General features: G+C 41.2%; 13 protein-coding genes. 4 read left to right on the top strand and 9 right to left on the bottom strand.

The annotated features are described in order from the left end of the window. Positions 1–224: 224 nt before the first annotated feature. Together RWN13_RS14110 and RWN13_RS14105 are read left to right on the top strand one after the other, a co-directional pair. Positions 225–2,129 (top strand): endonuclease MutS2, encoded by a 1,905-nt coding sequence (locus tag RWN13_RS14110; protein ID WP_314064861.1) that lies wholly within the window; start codon positions 225–227, stop codon positions 2,127–2,129. Positions 2,130–2,652: 523 nt separating this feature from the next. Then, positions 2,653–3,369, top strand: a complete 717-nt coding sequence (locus RWN13_RS14105) for a reverse transcriptase family protein (protein WP_314064858.1) — start codon at positions 2,653–2,655, stop codon at positions 3,367–3,369. Positions 3,370–3,430: 61 nt separating this feature from the next. On the opposite strand, the gene RWN13_RS14100 is transcribed toward RWN13_RS14105, so the two are convergent. The 3 genes from RWN13_RS14100 to RWN13_RS14090 all read right to left on the bottom strand — a co-directional run bounded on the left by RWN13_RS14100 (position 3,431) and on the right by RWN13_RS14090 (position 7,155). Beyond that, positions 3,431–4,318, bottom strand: a complete 888-nt coding sequence (locus tag RWN13_RS14100; RefSeq protein ID WP_314064855.1) for a neutral zinc metallopeptidase — start codon at positions 4,316–4,318, stop codon at positions 3,431–3,433. A 194-nt stretch (positions 4,319–4,512) separates the two neighbouring features. After that, the gene (locus tag RWN13_RS14095) at positions 4,513–5,658 is read right to left on the bottom strand and encodes a pyridoxal phosphate-dependent aminotransferase (protein ID WP_314064852.1); all 1,146 of its coding nucleotides are present in this window, start codon (positions 5,656–5,658) and stop codon (positions 4,513–4,515) included. Between the two features lie 39 nt (positions 5,659–5,697). Then, positions 5,698–7,155 carry an ABC transporter substrate-binding protein/permease gene (locus tag RWN13_RS14090; protein ID WP_314064850.1) on the bottom strand — a complete coding sequence of 486 codons (1,458 nt, stop codon included), beginning with the start codon at positions 7,153–7,155 and terminating at the stop codon, positions 5,698–5,700. Positions 7,156–7,381: 226 nt separating this feature from the next. Between RWN13_RS14090 and RWN13_RS14085 the strand changes: the two genes are divergently transcribed. After that, positions 7,382–8,467 carry an iron-containing alcohol dehydrogenase family protein gene (locus RWN13_RS14085; RefSeq protein ID WP_314064849.1) on the top strand — a complete coding sequence of 362 codons (1,086 nt, stop codon included), beginning with the start codon at positions 7,382–7,384 and terminating at the stop codon, positions 8,465–8,467. A 47-nt stretch (positions 8,468–8,514) separates the two neighbouring features. Here RWN13_RS14085 and RWN13_RS14080 read toward each other — a convergent pair whose 3' ends face one another. The 6 genes from RWN13_RS14080 to RWN13_RS14055 all read right to left on the bottom strand — a co-directional run bounded on the left by RWN13_RS14080 (position 8,515) and on the right by RWN13_RS14055 (position 15,699). After that, on the bottom strand, positions 8,515–9,237 hold the full coding sequence (locus RWN13_RS14080) for an amino acid ABC transporter ATP-binding protein (protein ID WP_314064848.1): 723 nt from the start codon (positions 9,235–9,237) through the stop codon (positions 8,515–8,517). After that, a complete protein-coding gene (locus RWN13_RS14075; protein ID WP_314064845.1) occupies positions 9,230–10,675 on the bottom strand; it encodes an ABC transporter permease subunit in 1,446 nt (481 codons plus the stop codon). The genes RWN13_RS14080 and RWN13_RS14075 overlap by 8 nt, the downstream gene beginning before the upstream one ends. A gap of 210 nt (positions 10,676–10,885) precedes the next feature. Next, positions 10,886–12,337, bottom strand: a complete 1,452-nt coding sequence (locus RWN13_RS14070) for an ABC transporter substrate-binding protein/permease (protein ID WP_314064843.1) — start codon at positions 12,335–12,337, stop codon at positions 10,886–10,888. A gap of 126 nt (positions 12,338–12,463) precedes the next feature. Beyond that, complete coding sequence (argH, locus tag RWN13_RS14065) at positions 12,464–13,840, bottom strand: argininosuccinate lyase (protein WP_314064841.1); 1,377 nt, start codon at positions 13,838–13,840, stop codon at positions 12,464–12,466. A 4-nt stretch (positions 13,841–13,844) separates the two neighbouring features. Next, the gene (locus RWN13_RS14060) at positions 13,845–15,047 is read right to left on the bottom strand and encodes an argininosuccinate synthase (RefSeq protein WP_314064839.1); all 1,203 of its coding nucleotides are present in this window, start codon (positions 15,045–15,047) and stop codon (positions 13,845–13,847) included. Between the two features lie 130 nt (positions 15,048–15,177). Continuing rightward, positions 15,178–15,699: a DNA-3-methyladenine glycosylase I gene (locus tag RWN13_RS14055; protein WP_314064836.1), complete on the bottom strand. Its 522-nt coding sequence runs from the start codon at positions 15,697–15,699 to the stop codon at positions 15,178–15,180. Between the two features lie 221 nt (positions 15,700–15,920). Here RWN13_RS14055 and RWN13_RS14050 point away from each other — a divergent pair, with 221 nt between their 5' ends. Then, the gene (locus RWN13_RS14050; RefSeq protein WP_314064833.1) at positions 15,921–16,886 is read left to right on the top strand and encodes a ribose-phosphate diphosphokinase; all 966 of its coding nucleotides are present in this window, start codon (positions 15,921–15,923) and stop codon (positions 16,884–16,886) included. Positions 16,887–16,934: the final 48 nt, after the last annotated feature.

Here is a 16,934-nt window from a genome sequence, read left to right as displayed (position 1 = left end):
TTATAGTTTATTTGAGCTAGGGAATTTATCCTTGGCTCTTTTTCGTTATCCTACTCATTCAAAATACAAATGAGTATCTTTAAGGTAGCTGCCTAGTTAGCCACAATCAACCGATAAACTAATCCTGTCCTAAAGGGCTAGCACTAGACTCTAGGGACTAACAGGAATGAACAAAAAAACTGATAAATAGCGGTCCAGCTGCTATTGTGATTAAGGAGAACATCATGAATCAAGAAACAATCGAAAAAACACAATTTAATCAAGTTATTGAACAACTTAAAGGCTATGCCATTAGTTCTTATGGGAAAAAAAGGGTGGAAACACTGACACCAAGCAGTCATCTGGGAATCGTAAAAAATCGATTAACTGAAACAGCGGAAGCGAAAACCTTGTTATTAGCTAATTTGCATGTTCCCTTTATGGGCTTAAGTAATATCGAACACCTGACGAATCAAGTGGAGAAAGGGTTTATTCTAGAGCCGCATGAATTGATTGATTACGCTGATTTCCTGCGTAGCGGTCGTCTAATTCAACAATTTATGGAAAAAAATAAAAGTATTTCCCCTTTATTGGCCAATTACAGCTTAGCCATTCAAACGTTTACTGGCGTAGAGGATGAGATTTATCAAACAATCCGCAATAATCAAGTGGATACAGAAGCCAGCCGTGAGCTACGAAAAATCCGCAGAGGGATTCAGGAGTGCGAGCGCGAGATCGAAGAAAAATTAGGCAAATTTCTGCGAAACAGTAGCAATAAAAGTAAGATTCAAGAATTTATTATCGTGAAGAAAAATGAACGTTTCACGGTTCCAATCAAAGCCACGTATAAAAATCAAATTAGTGGCACCATTGTCGATACTTCCAGCAAAGGAACGACAGTGTTTATTGAACCGGCTGGCGTGGCCAATCTTAACGATAAGTTGTATGGCCTAAAATTAGCAGAGAGTGGCGAGGTCTATCAAATCCAATCGGCATTAACAGGGATGATTGCCGAACAGATGACTACTGTGAAATTAAATATCGACATTATAGCCGAATATGATGTGATTTTCGCTCGAGGTAAATACAGTCGGGATATAAATGGACGGGAACCGCAAATTAATAAAGATGGCTATACTCACTTTGTTAGTGTGAAACATACTTTACTGGGAGAGGCGGCTGTTCCGTTAAATTTGACTTTAGGTGAAGAATACCAAGCCTTAACGATTACTGGTCCTAACGCTGGAGGCAAAACAGTCGTCCTTAAAACCCTGGGACTTATCACCTTGCAAACGATGATTGGCATGCAGATTATGGCCGCTGAGGGAACAGAAGTTGCGTTGTACGATCAGATTTTTGTGGACATTGGCGATCAACAGAGTATTGAAAATGCTCTGAGTACTTTTTCAGGTCATATGAGTAATATTTCTGCCATTATGAAAGAAGCTAAAGCCAATAGTTTAGTGTTGCTCGATGAATTAGGTAGTGGTACAGAACCAAATGAAGGAGCCGCATTGGCCATCGCGATTATGGAAGCATTCTATCAAAAGGGGTGCACCGTCGTCACGACGACTCATTATGGCGAAATTAAACGGTATTCCACTTTACATCCTGATTTTATCACCGCCGCCATGGCGTTTGATGCAGCCACTTTATCACCCCGTTACGAGTTAATTATGGGGGAGACGGGAGAGAGTAATGCGTTTTGGATTGCGAATAAAATGGCTTTAAATATTAAAGTGGTTGAAACGGCTCAGAACTATTTGGATAATCGCGAGTATCATTTGGAAAAACGGCCACAACGTCCTAAAATGGCGTCTCTAGTAAGCGATCAGACAAAGGAAACCCCGCCTTTTTCAAAAGGGGATCGGGTTCTTTATTTGGAAACCAGTCAAACGGCGATTGTTTTTGCAGAAGAGGTCAAATTACAGACAGTCACGATTCTCTTAAACAAAGAGTTAATTGAGGTGCCTAAAAAACGACTTAAGCTTGAATTGCCAGCAGCTCAGCTTTATCCTTCTGATTACGATTTAGATAGTCTATTCACTTCTTACAGTTATCGTAAGGAAAAACGGGATTTAGAACGAGGGTCAAAGAAAGCGCAAAAAAAATTACAAAAGGAGATGCGTGCTAGGCGAGAACAACAGTAAGTAAATACAGATATTTTCCAAGGTGAAGATTCCTGTTTACCCCTTTTTAATTGTTGAAAAAGGGGCTATAATTTTAACTAAATAACAGAGACAATAGCCTTTCTAGGAAACTAGAGGAATGGCGAGTCGCTATTCTGAATATGTAGTGTTAGACGATGTACATAGTGGTGTACATCCTCACGCAAGGCGTGCTTTCGGCTCTGCCATAGTACCGCTCCATCACTTCGGAATCATTTTGTTGTATTGTCTCTGTTAGTTTACATTGGGGGGAAGCTTTGTGAGAAAAATGTCCTTATGGAAGTATAATACGGCTAAACAGTCTCAAGAGATGCTTTTATCCTTAAATCTATTAGCACCAGAGTGGTCACGTCAGAAGTAATTAGCCACCCTCTATTCACTTTCCAATCATCAGGACTCTCATTATCAGTTAATCCCGTCCCATAAGAAAAATGGTGACATTAGGCAAATTTATGCCCCGGATCGGTTATTAAAATAAGTTCAACGGAACCTTTTAAAGCATTTTTTGAGTCAACTAACATTACCGCCTTATGCCACCGCTTATCATAAAAGGGCGACGCTAGCTGAGAATGCCCGCCCACATCTGGGTCAGGCACAGGTGTTAAAATTGGATATTGAAGACTTTTTTTGGAGTATTCAGTTTAATCAAGTGATGGCCAGTGCATTTCCCAACTATTATTACCCTCCTGACTTCCAAATGTTGTTGACGTCTCTCTGTTGTTTCCGAGCGACACTGCCTCAAGGCGCACCGACATCGCCTGTTATTTCTAATAGGGTCATGCGCTCCTTTGATGATTATATGGGGCAGTGGTGTGAAAACCGTCATATTAACTATACGCGTTATTGCGACGATAGGACCTTTTCTGGCGACTTTCAACCTCGGACAGTTATTAATAAGGTGCGATCATTTTTAGCCACCTATCAATTTGAGTTAAGTGATGCCAAAACCCAATGTCTAAAACCTTATAAACGCCAGTTAGTGACAGGCGTAGTAGTAAATAATTGCTTACAAGTCACGAGACACTATCGCAGACAATTGAGGCAAGAAGTCTTTTATTGCCAAAAGTTTGGGGTTGCCTCACATCTTGCACGACGAAATAAGCGTTTAGTGGTACAAATAGGGGAAGATGAGGTTGAGCATTATAAAACCACACTTTTGGGAAAAATTTCTTTTGTTCTTCAAGTGAATCCTGAAGATGACCAATTTTATCAAGTGAGGTAATTAGTTTTGAATTTATAACATTGAAAAATGCCTGACACGAACAAAAGTGTCAGGCATTTTTTTAGTTTAGATTCAAGTTTCTGGTGTTAAAGGTGTCACCGTGTTGAAAATCGCCGTATTCATAACCGCGGGCAAACCAGCTTTTACGTTGTTGTGATGTACCATGAGTATATCGCTCAGGCACCACATAACCTTGGGCTTTCATTTGCAGGGTATCATCGCCAATGCTGTTCGCAGCTACTAAGGCTTCGTCAATATCGCCAATTTCTAAAATCGGTTGACCTTCAAAGGTTTGACCTTCGATGTACTTGGCCCAAGCGCCGGCGTAATAATCGGCTTGAAGTTCCATCCGAACTTGGTATTGATTATATTCTTGTTCCGATAATTTATTGCGAAGTGCTTGAACTTGTTTTGAAACTCCGAGCTGTTGCTGGACATGGTGGCCCACTTCATGAGCGACCACATAAGCCATAGCAAAATCGCCACTGGCATCAAAATCAGTTGCTAATTCATCCATAAAGGAAAGGTCGAGGTAAACATCTTGGTCTCCCGGACAATAAAAGGGACCTACAGCTGATGTGGCAGGCCCACAGGCTGTTTGAACATTGCCGGAAAAGAAAACCATCGTCGGTTGTTGATAACTTTTCCCCGCTTCAGCAAACTCTTCTCCCCAATAATCTTCCAGATGTGCGAAAACAACAGAAACAAATTCCTTGCGCTCAATCATTTCCTCAGATTGTGGCTGTGGAGTCGTACTGCCAGTTCCAGGGGAAAGGGAGTTTAAAACAGATGATAAATCACCGCCACTAAACAGGAAAACCAAAGCTAACACAATGATGGTACCAATGCCTCCCCCCTTAATTAAATTACCTGAAGGAAGTCCGCCTCCACTGCTACTACCTGTTCGATCTTCAATGTTTTTACTTTGCTTGTCGCCACGCCATCTCATACTCAACACCTCAACGTTCTCTAGTCTTTTTTCATCTCCAATTAATTGTCACGCACTGACCTCAACATCAGCTTCTTGTTAGTTATATTATACAAGAAGTTGAAAGATTACTGTAGTAATTAGGATTGGGTGTTAGAGACATGGTGACTGGTTGATTCAAAAAAAGACACCGTCAGTAGGCGGTGTCTTTAAGACTAACTTAGTTGTTCAATGCGATCAAAGGCTTCTTTTAACTGAGTTAAATCCTGTGTGGCAGCAATTCGCACATAGTTTTTGCCAGAGTCGCCAAAGGCTTCACCGGGAATGACTAGTACTTGTGTCTCTTTCACTAGTTTTTCCGTAAAAGGAACAGAAGTTAGGCCAGTTTTTTCAATATTAACGAAGGCATAGATACTGCCTTTAACAGGAGTCAGTGATAGAAAAGGAATCATGCTGATCCGCTTTTCGATGTAAGACAACCGCTCTGCAAAAAGCTCTTTAGTTTGTTCTGCGAAGGTTTGATAATGGTTTAAGGCATAGATACCTGCTTGTTGAGAAAGAGTCGGTGCCGAATAGGTGACACTTTCATTGATTTGTTTTATGACTTGATTAACGTGTACCGGTGAAATCATATAACCAATACGCCAGCCGGTCATGGCAAAGGTTTTGGAAAAACTGCTAAAGGTAATCGTATGGTCAGGAGCGAAAGTTGCCATGGGCGTATACTCTTGCTCATAACAGAAGGCTTCATAGACTTCGTCGGCTAAAACAACAAAATTGTGCTGTTTGGCCAGGTCGGCAATCCCTTTTAGGGTATCATCAGAAAAAACAGCTCCTGTGGGATTATTAGGCGAGTTAATGATAATTGCTTTTGTCTTAGGCGTAATGGCTTTTTCCAGTAAAGATAAGTTCAATTGGAACCCGTCTTCTTCAAAGGTCGGTACAATGACGGGCTGACCACCAGCTAAAACAATCTGGTCCTTGTAGGGCGAGAAATAAGGTTCATGGATGATGACCTCGTCTCCTGGGTTAAGAAGGGCTTGCATGGTTAAATACATCCCGTGCAAGGCACCAACTGTTCCTCGTATTTGGTCAATTTCAAAATGCAATCCGTAATGTCGTTGATAAAAATTCACGACGGCTTCTAAAAATTCTTGGCTACCATCAGAAGCGGTGTAGTGAGTATGGCCAGCTTTGGCGTCAACCATGCTAGCATTGATAATGGCTTCGTCAGTGGTAATATCAGGGTCACCTAGTGACAAATCAATCAGGTCAGGTGTTGCTTTTGCTAAGGTGGCAATTTCCATTAATAAATTTTGCTCAGGTTCTTGAAATTTTTTGGCAACTTCGATAAACATCATAATAAAATTCCTTTCTGTTAAACACTCAATGTTAGCTTATTAAGCGTCGCTAGCACTCATTTTTTTCTCAAATACAGCTAATAAGCGAGAGAGACTAAAGGTTAAAACAAAATAAATCAATGAGGCGATCACGATTGGCAAGAAAGGCTTAAAGCTAGCTCCCTGAACCACCCCTGATTGGAACATTAGCTCAGATACGCCAATAACGGACATAACGGATGATTCTTTAATAATGGTGACAAACTCATTGCCTAGTGCTGGTAAAATGTTTTTTATGGCTTGTGGTAAAATGATAAATTGCATGGCTTGTCGTTGGTTCATACCTAAACTGCGAGAGGCTTCGACTTGGCCTTTTGGCACGCCGTTAATTCCTGCACGAATAATCTCAGCCACATAAGCACCGCTGTTAAGCGCCATGGCAACACAGCCGGAAACAATTGCATTTAATTCAAGACCGATGACAGTTGAGCCAAAATAAACTAAGAATATTTGGACTAAAAGGGGGGTGCCGCGAACGTATTCAATATAAGCCATGGCAATAAAGCGCAACAGTTTATTTTTAGATAGTTTTAATAAAGCTAATAGGCCACCGACTATTGAACCAAAAAGCACACCTACAAAGGCGATTAAAATAGTGAAACCTGCGCCTTTTAAGTAGTAGGAGCCATATTTTCGGAAAAAACTTTCTTCATTAAACATTAAGTTACTGGCTTCTTCAATGTAGCCAGGCATTAGGTCTTGTTTTTCAATATCAGCTAGTGTCCCATTGATTTTTTCTTCTAGAACAGGAGCTTCTTTTGGTAAGGCAATCGCTGTTTCTTTATTGCCATTTTCAAATTCTACGTCACTGGCAATCAAACGTTTATCTTGTAATAAGTAAGCCTCAGCAACAGGACCTTCCAGAACTAGAGCGTCTACTTTTTTATTTTGTAGACTTAAAATCATCTCAGGTACTTTTTGTAGGGAGGTCACTTTTGATCCCGTTAATTCAGTTTGAGCCAATTCTTCTTGGGTTGTTTGTTTTTGAGCGGCCACACCAACACCGTTAAAATCTGCAGTTGTTTTGAACTTGTCAGCATCCTCTTTGCGAATGACGACTTTTTGTTGAACATACATGTAAGTATTTGAAAAATTAACTTCTTTTAAGCGCTCGGGCGTTGGGGACATTCCTGATATAATAATATCTATTTTACCAGTTTGTAAGGAACCTAGTAAGGCGTCGAATCCTAATTCTTGTATTTTCAATTTCACACCCATATCATCGGCAATTTTCTGGGCGATGGCGATATCAAATCCGACAACTGTATCCTTTCCATCAACTGTGGCATGGAATTCGTATGGCGGGTAGTCGGCAGATAGCCCTACAACCAGCTCCCCTTTTTTCTGAATGTTGTCATAATAAGAATCGGTTTCAGCAGCTTGTACTGGAACTGAGCTGATTAACAGGGCAATGGCAATAATGATTGCGGATAAAATTTTCGATGTATTCTTTTTCATAACGTGACTCTCCTATTCTTTTGGCGGATACCCAGATGTTCAAGACTGAGATGCCTTTAACTATAAAATTGATTGTATCTTATTTTGCATAAATATTCAATAGTTATTTGCTGTGTGAATAAAAAAACGTTACGAAAGTAGTGAAAAATTGTTGGATAAACGGTATAATGTAAATCAACAGCTAAAATATTGAGTTTTATGAATAGATGAAGGTGGAGGTAGTGAGATGAAGAACTTTTTGAGTGTTAAAAGTGGGCCCCAAGAATTTATTTGTGGCGTTGGTGCATGGCAGGAGCTAGAAGCAGAACTAACCAAAAGACAACTAAAAAAAGTATTAGTATTACATGGACAAGCGTCATGGGAAGTGGCGAAAAAGCATTTCCCGACAGATACGGCGATTGAGTTTATGTTTTATGATTACCGCAAAAAGTGTACGGATGAGAATATTGCCTATTTTGAAGGAATTGCCACTGCTCAGGATGTGGATTGTATCATGGCGGTTGGTGGTGGGAAGGTCTCAGACTTAGCTAAAGGGGTGGCCTTTAATTTATTGTTGCCAGTCGTTATGTTACCGACTCTCGCCTCGACCTGTGCGGCTTACACGCCTTTAAGTGTGATTTACGATGAACAAGGCAGCTTGAAACGGATGGATTATTATAATCGTGCCATTGCATTGACATTAATTGATCCAGAAGTGATTTTAGATTCACCAAAAGAGTTGCTGGTAGCTGGAATTGGTGACACTCTAGCTAAGTGGTACGAGGCGGATGCGATTATTAGTCATCGCCGAAACTTGCCTTTAGAGGTGGAAGTGGCCCATTTTGCCGCTAAAAAATGCCAACACGTCTTACTGGCTAAGGGCCGTGAAGCAGTTGAGGCACTGGAAAATCAAACCTTAAATAAAGCCTTTGTTGATGTGATCGAGACCATTATTATGGTGGCAGGGATGGTCGGTGGCTTTGGCGATGAATATGGCCGTTCATCTGGCGCTCACTCGATTCACGATGCGTTAACGTATCTTCCTGAATCGGGTCAACAGCTTCATGGAAATAAGGTGGCTTATGGAATTTTAGTCCAGCTACTAATCCAGGGGAAATGGGATGAACTGGAATCCTTGCTGCCATTTTATGAAGAATTAGGGTTGCCAACGTCTTTACATGAGCTAGGATTGGATTTGACGATTGAAGAAGTGGGCTTAGTCAGTGAGAAGGCAGCTGCCTCAGGAGAGCCCATTCATTTTATGAAAGAAGAGATTACCCCGGAAGTGGTTAGTGAAGCGATCTATGGCTTAGAGAAGTTTAGAGCAGGTTAAAATAAAAAGCAGTGACTCACACGAACGTGAGTCACTGCTTTTTATTTTTATAAGACTTTACTTAAGAAGTCTTGTGTACGTGGGTTTTGAGGGTTACCGAAGATTTCTTCCGGTGTGCCTTCTTCTTGAATAATGCCGGCATCCATAAAGATCACTCGGTCGGCAACTTCTTTAGCAAAGCCCATTTCATGGGTGACAATGGCCATGGTCATCCCAGATTCAGCCAGTGATTTCATAACGGCTAATACTTCGCCAACCATTTCTGGGTCAAGGGCAGAAGTGGGTTCATCGAACAACATCACATCAGGATCCATGGCTAAGGCTCTGGCAATGGCCACCCGTTGTTGTTGTCCACCTGATAAGCTGCTAGGGAAGCTTGTTGCTTTATCTTGGAGACCGACTTTGGCTAATAACTCAGTGGCTTTTTTCTCAGCCTCTTCTTTGCTTTGCTTTTTAACTTGAATCGGACTAATCGTTAAATTATCTAAGACGGTTTTATGAGGGAAGAGGTTAAAACTTTGGAAAACCATGCCCATCTTCTGGCGCAGTTGGTTAATATCCGTTTTTTTATCGGTTAAGTCTTGTCCTTCAAATTCAATTGTGCCACTTGTCGGTTCTTCTAACAAGTTTAAGCAACGGAGAAAGGTACTTTTACCACTTCCTGAAGGGCCGATAATAACCACGACCTCGCCGGCCTTTATGTCTAAATCAATGCCTTTTAGCACCTCATTTTTATCAAAGCTTTTATGTAAATTAGAAATTTTAATCACTTGTACTCATTCTCCTTTCAGCTACCCCGACTAAACGAGATAGGGTAAATGTTAACACAAAGTAGACCATCGATACGAGAACTATCGGTAAAAATGGTTTGAAACTGGCACCTTGAACGACGCCTGCTTGGAACATTAATTCAGATACGCCGATAACAGATACGACAGAGGATTCTTTTATAACGGTGACGAATTCATTTCCCAAAGCGGGTAAGATATTCTTAATCGCTTGAGGCATGATGATAAAGCGCATGGCTTCTAGTTGGTTCATTCCTAGTGAACGAGCCGCTTCTAATTGACCTTTATTAACAGCGTTAATGCCGGCGCGGATAATTTCTGCCACGTAGGCGCCACTATTAAGAGCTAGAGCGATACAACCAGCCGTTAAGGCATTGACATTTAAATTTAAAGCAGTTGAGCCGAAGTAAACTAAAAATATTTGGACCAGTAATGGGGTTCCGCGGACGTATTCAATGTAGATGACCGCCAACCATTTTAGTGGTTTGGTTTTAGACAATTTCATCAAGGCCAAGCCAGCGCCGATAATCGCACCAGCTAGGACACCAGCAAAAGCGAGGAAGATGGTGTAACCAGCACCTTTTACATAGTTAAAGCCATATTTTTTAAAGAAGCTTTCTTCGCTAAACATTAATTTACCCGCTTCTTTTTTATAATCTTCCATTAAGTTTTCATCTTGAATGACTTTAACTGTTTCATTGACCCGTTGTAATAAAACCGGTGCATCTTTTGAAACGGCAATGGCCATGTCGGCTTGTCCATTTTCAAAGGTAATGTCAGTCAATGCTAAGCTTGGGTTTTGTGACACATAGGCTTCGGCTACTGGGCCTTCAATTACTGCCCCGTCGACTTTTTTATTTTGCAAGTTCAAAACAATATCTGTGACCTTTTGAAGAGACACAACAGAGGCGCCAGTTAATTCCGTTTTAGCCAGTTCTTCTTGAGTGGTTTGTTTTTGAGCGGCTACTTTCAAGCCGTCAAAATCGTTGACCGTAGTGAAGATATCTTTGTCGGCTTTGCGGACGACCACTTTTTGATTGATTGTAATGTAAGAATCAGAAAAATTGACTTCTTTCTGACGCTCAGGCGTAGGTGACATTCCTGAAATAATCAGATCGATTTTACCGGTCTTTAAGGCCCCAAGAAGAGCATCAAAGCCTAATTCTTCGATAGCCAGATCAACTCCTAAATCATCGGCAATTTTTTGACCCATGGAGATATCAGCTCCGACCACTTTATCTTTGCCATTAACAGTGGCATGAAATTCATAAGGAGGATAGTCGGCGGACAGACCAATCGTTAACTTTCCTGTCTCTTTAATGCGATCCAGCACGGGATCACTTTCATCAGCTTTGACAGTCGTTGTACCAAAGACAAGGACCGCCAGTGTTAGCGCGAAGCTAACTAGTTTTCTTTTCATTATAATTCCCCTAATCTATATGCATTCTGCGAAATAATTCCCTAAAAAATGAAGTTACATCTCGTCTGCATAATTGTTTAAATATAAGATATTATATGATGAAATGAAAAAATATGCAACTTAATCCCTGACATTTCTGTTTTTGGTTGGATTTATTCAATTTCAAATGAATATATACATTTTTCTGAGAATGACGGAATTGCAAATCTACTAATCACTGAGAGCCAATTTTTTTTCAAGCAAACCGACTAAGCGGGATAGGGTAAAAGTCAGAACAAAATAAATCAAAGAAATACATAGAATCGGTAAAAAAGGTTTAAAACTGGCTCCTTGAACCACACCAGCTTGAAACATTAATTCAGATACCCCAATAACTGAGACCACTGAGGATTCTTTAATAATGGTAACAAATTCATTTCCCAAAGCAGGTAAGATGTTTTTAATGGCCTGTGGGAATAAAATAAAGCGCAAGGTTTGTTTGCTGTCCATTCCCAAAGAGCGTGCTGCCTCAGTCTGGCCTTTATCAACAGAATTAAGTCCGGCGCGAATGATTTCTGCCACATAGGCGCCGCTGTTAAGTGCCAATGCGACACAACCAGCAGTGAAGGCATTTAATTCCAAGCCGAAAACAGTGGAACCAAAATAGACTAAAAAAATCTGCGCCAAGAGAGGGGTGCCTCTAACGAATTCAATATAGACACTAGCAATCCCACGAGGAATGATCGTTTTGGCTCGTTTCATTACGGCTAGGAATGAGCCCATGATCGAACCGACTAAAACTCCGAAAAGGGCCAGGAGAATAGTCGTTACAGTTCCTTTTAAGAAATAGGAATAGTATTTCTTAAAAAAACTCTCTTTTTGAAACATGAGTTGATTAGCCTCTTTTTGATAGCCCGGCAATAACTTTTCAGCAATAATCGTGTCGATAGAGTCGTTAATTTTTCCTTCCAAAACAGGTGCGTCTTTGGGAATCGCAATGGCTGTTTCTTTTTGGCCATCAGCAAATGCGATGTCGGAGACGAGTAACTGACTGTCCTGAGAGGCATAAGCTTCAGCCACAACACTTTCCAAAACGGCGGCATCGACTTTTTTATTTTGCAGATTGAGAACCACATCTGCGCCTTTAGCTAGAGAAACTAGCTGACTGCCGCTTAATTCTTTGTCGGCTAAAGCTTCTTGGGTGGATTGTTTTTGGACGCCGACTTTGATTTGATTAAAGTCATTGACACTTTGATACTTATCTCGGTCTTTTTTTCGAATCAGAACTTTTTGTTCGACTTCCATATAGGAACGGGAAAAGTTAACTTCTTTCAATCGTTCTGGAGTCGGTGACATCCCTGAGATTATCACGTCGATTTTACCTGTTTTTAAAGCCCCTAACAAGGCGTCGAAGTTTAACTCCACAATCCGCAGTTTAACGCCCATGTCTTTGGCCACTTTTTCGGCAATAGCAATATCAAAACCAACAATGGTGTCTTTGCCGTTGACTGTGGCGTGAAATTCGTAAGGTGCGTAGCCAGCCGAAAGTCCCACAACTAACTCGCCACTGTTCATTACCTTGTCATAAAATGGATCACTTTCAGCACCAAAGGCGGTGGAAACGGGCAGGGTTAGAAACCATAAACCGAGTAACAGTATAACTTTCATTTTTTTGATTACCATAAGTCTCCTCCAATACAGATTGCTTTTTCAAATCATAATCCCTCACTTCCTAGGTTTCAATAGGAGATGGGAGATAATAAAAGACCAAAAACGAAGCAGAAATCTGTCGTTTTTGGTTAGGGGTGTTTATTTTGCCAGAGCAGCTTGCGCTCGCTTAATGGAGTCTTTGACTTGTTGGCTGCCTGTTCCACCGTAGGAATTGCGACGGTTCATGGCGGTTCGGGAAGCCAGAACGTCATAGATATCAGCTTTAATGACGGGTGATATGGCTTGATAATCACTCAGGCTGACATCCTGTAAAAAGATGCCTTGTTGAATACAGCTGTAGACAAGTTTGCCGACGATTTCATGGGCTTCTCTAAATGGAATCCCATGATTAGCCAAGTAATCCGCCAACTCGGTGGCATTTGAAAAGTCTTTTTCGGTTGAATGCTCCATGGTTTCCACATTAACGGCCATGGAGTCGATCATTCCAGCCATGACATCAAGGCTGACTGAAACGGTTTTAACAGCATCAAACATGCCTTCTTTGTCTTCTTGCAAGTCTTTATTGTAAGTCAGTGGGGTTCCTTTTAAGACGGTTAACAAGCCAAATAAATTACCGTAAACACGGCCTGTTTTGCCACGAATTAGTTCAGCATAATCCGGGTTTTTTTTCTGAGGCATAATGGAACTGCCGGTAGCGTATTGATCGGCCATTTCGATAAATTGAAATTCAAAAGAACTCCAAAGAATCAGTTCTTCACAAAGGCGAGATAAGTGCATCATAATTAAGGCGCTGTTGCTTAGAAATTCAATGATAAAATCACGGTCGCTGACACCGTCTAGGCTATTATCGTAAATGGCACTAAAGCCAAGTAAGTCGGCTGTTTGCTGGCGATCAATGGGAAAGGTGGTGCCGGCTAATGCCGCACAGCCCAGAGGTGAGATATCGATTCGTTTTAAACTTTCCGTTAAACGAGCTTGATCGCGACTCAGCATGCTATAGTAGGCGAGTAGATGATGACCAAAGGAAATTGGCTGAGCATGTTGCAAGTGGGTATAGCCAGGCATTAAGGTCTCAACATGTTGACTGGCTTTATTGACTAATACCTGTTGCAAGTTGTTTAGTTTTTCAATAATCATTCCCACTTGTTGCTTCAAATAGAGATGCATATCGGTGGCGACTTGATCATTTCGACTACGAGCGGTATGGAGCTTGCCAGCCACTGGACCGATTTGGTCGTGTAAGGCTTTTTCGATGTTTAAATGAATGTCTTCATGAGCTAGTGTAAAGTCGAATTGACCTTCTGCGATTTGCTGGTCAATGGACTCTAAGCCAGTGATGATTTGCTCTTTCTCGTCGTTGGCAATAATGCCACAAGTGGCAAGCATCGTTACGTGGGCGATGCTGCCAGCGATGTCTTCATGGGCCAATTGGTAATCAAAGGGAATTGAGGCACCGAAGCTGTTGACCCAGTCCTCACTTTGAGCTTGAAAGCGGCCACTCCATAATTTTTCCATCTAATTAGTTCCCTTCTAGCGAGGCTTGAACCTCTGCATGGACTTGTGATGGTAAGCCCCAAAGTTTGATAAAGCCAATGGCAGCATCCTGATCAAACGTATCAGCAGATGTGTAAGTCGCTAAGTTTTCGTTGTACAAGCTATTAGGTGAGGTGCGTCCTTCGACAATGGCGTGCCCTTTGAATAATTTCACACGAACTTTACCGTTGACGTAAACTTGTGTCGATTTAATAAAAGCGATTAAGGCATCTGTTAAAGGATTGAACCATAAGCCGTTGTAAATGACTTGGCTTAATTGATGTTCAACGATTGGTTTAAAGTGTGCTAATTCCCGAACAAGTGTTAAATCTTCTAATTCTTTGTGAGCCAATAAGAGAGTCATGGCGCCGGGACATTCGTAGACTTCACGAGATTTAATTCCCACTAACCGGTTTTCTACATGATCAATCCTACCAACACCGTGTTTACCTGCCATGCTGTTTAAGGTTAAAATTAAATTAGCCAAACTTAAGGTTTCATCGTTTAAGGAAACAGGAATTCCTTGTTCAAAAGCAATTTCAACGTAATCTGGCGTGTCAGGTGCTGCTTCCAAGCTGACTGTTAAGTCATAAGCATCTTCTGGCGGTGTTGCCCAAGGGTCTTCTAATATGCCACATTCATTGGCGCGACCCCATAAGTTTTGGTCAACCGAGTAGGGGCTATCTAAATTAATAGGAATGGGAATCCCTTTTTCTTTGGCGTAGTTAATTTCTTCTTCACGAGACCATTTCCATTCTCTTACAGGTGCAATAATCTTTAAGTTTGGGTCAAGAGTTGCAATGGCCACTTCAAAACGAACCTGGTCATTCCCTTTTCCAGTACAACCATGAGCGATCGTTGTGGCGCCAACTTCATGGGCCAGTTCCACTAACTTCTTGGCAATTAAGGGACGAGATAATGCGGAGACTAATGGGTATTTATTTTCATACATTGTGTGAGCTTGTAGTGAAATCAAGGCAAAGTCATGGGCAAACTCCTCTTTCGCATCAATTGTATAAGATTCGCTGGCGCCAACGGTTAAGGCTTTTTGTTTAATGGCTTCCAGATTTTTTCCTTCACCAACGTCTAGGCAGCAGGCGATAACGTCATATCCTTTTTCGACTAACCACTGTACTGACACGGATGTATCTAAACCACCTGAATAGGCTAAAATAATTTTTTCTTTCATAATTGTTCCCTCCATATGCAATTTCAATCTATATTATCACTAAATATACATAAAAACAAGTGTTTTAAGAATAAATATTCATTCATGTGTAAAAAAACACCCTTCAACCAGTGAAAGGTGTTAGTCAGAGCTATTCCAAGACGATATCCTGTACAAGACCGCTGGCTTTCATAAACATATAGGTGATGATCGGGCCGACAAATTTAAAGCCTCGTTTTTTTAATTCTTTAGCTAGTTTTGCAGAAAGGGCGCTTTGGTTCGGTACATCACCAGCTTCTACATATTCAAATTGAAGAGGGGGATTGCCGACGAAGTCCCATAAAAAATTAGCAAAACTACCATATTCTGTTTGAATACGTGTAATAGCTTGAGCGTTGTTAATGGTGGCTTCTATTTTTCGCGGGTTGCGAATCATTTCAGGATCACTGATAATACGTTCCAAATCATCCGGCATAAAGCCTGCCACTATTTTAGGTTCAAAGTTGGCAAAATGTCGCAGGAAAACGGGGCGCTTGCCGACGACGACCTTCCAGCTTAGTCCTGCTTGAAAGGTGCCGACGGTTAATAATTCAAACAAGCGCTGATCGTCATAGGTAGGAGTTCCCCACTGAGCGGAGTACCAGGCGGTTTTTTTAGGTGTTTCTTTTGACATGAATCTGCCGTCCTTTCATATGGGAATTGGTTTAACTGCTTCTAATATATCATACTCCTATCGATTATAAACGAACAAATTCAATTAGTGTTCTGGTCAATATGCCGATATTTGCCAATTAAAAGTAATTCTAGATGTAATTTCACAAAAACTTTGTTAGAATAGAAGAGATTAAGGATAAAGTTGGGTGAACACCCTAAAATAGTTAAATGGAGGACGTTATGCCAGAATCTTATGAAGATCCATGTTTAAAGATTTTTAGTTTGAACTCAAACAAACCACTTGCAGAAAAAATTGCGGCGGTTGTGGGGGTAGAATTAGGAAAGAGTAGTGTCCAAAAATTCAGTGATGGCGAGATGACCATTAATATTGAAGAAAGCATCCGTGGCGATGAGGTCTATGTCATCCAAGGTACCAGCTATCCAGTGAATGACCATTTATTAGAATTACTGATTATGATCGATGCTCTTAAGCGAGCAAGCGCCAAGACGATTAATATTGTAATGCCCTACTACGGTTATGCCCGTCAGGATCGGACGGCTAAACCAAGAGAACCGATTACTGCCAAACTAGTGGCAGATCTATTAGAAAAAGCAGGAGCCACTCGTGTCTTAACCCTTGATTTGCACACGGTTCAGTTGCAAGGCTTTTTCGATATTCCAGTTGATAATTTGTTTACGATGCCATTGTTTGCTAAACATTATCAGGATTGCCAGTTAACAGGTGAAGATATCGTGGTAGTTTCACCCAAAAATAGCGGGGTTGCTAGAGCTCGTGTGCTAAGTCAGTACCTAGATGCTTCATTGGCAATTGTGGATCAATCAGACCGAGATGCGGATGTACGTAGTGGTTATGTGATTGGCGATGTGACTGGAAAAACCTGCATTTTAGTTGATGACATCATCAATACAGGGGAAACTCTGGGAATAGCGGCCAAGGTGTTATTGGAAGCAGGGGCAAAAGAGGTGTATGCCTGTGCCTCTCATGGTGTTTTTTCCGCTAATGCAGCAGAACTCTTAAGTGAGATTCCCTTTAAGAAAATTTGTGTGACTGATTCAGTTGATATCCCGGAAGAGGCCAAGTTGCCTAATTTGGATATTATTACCTGTTCTGAGTTAATGGGGGATGCCCTGAAACGCATCCATGAAAATACCCCGATGAGCCCTTTGTTTGGCTACCGGGGCTAAAGATAAGAAACAGGCGATTGCCAGTGTCTAACGACACGACAATCGTCT

The organism is uncultured Vagococcus sp. (assembly GCF_963518325.1).
Lineage (GTDB): Bacteria > Bacillota > Bacilli > Lactobacillales > Vagococcaceae > Vagococcus_D.
This window is presented reverse-complemented; position numbering and strand designations above follow the sequence as displayed.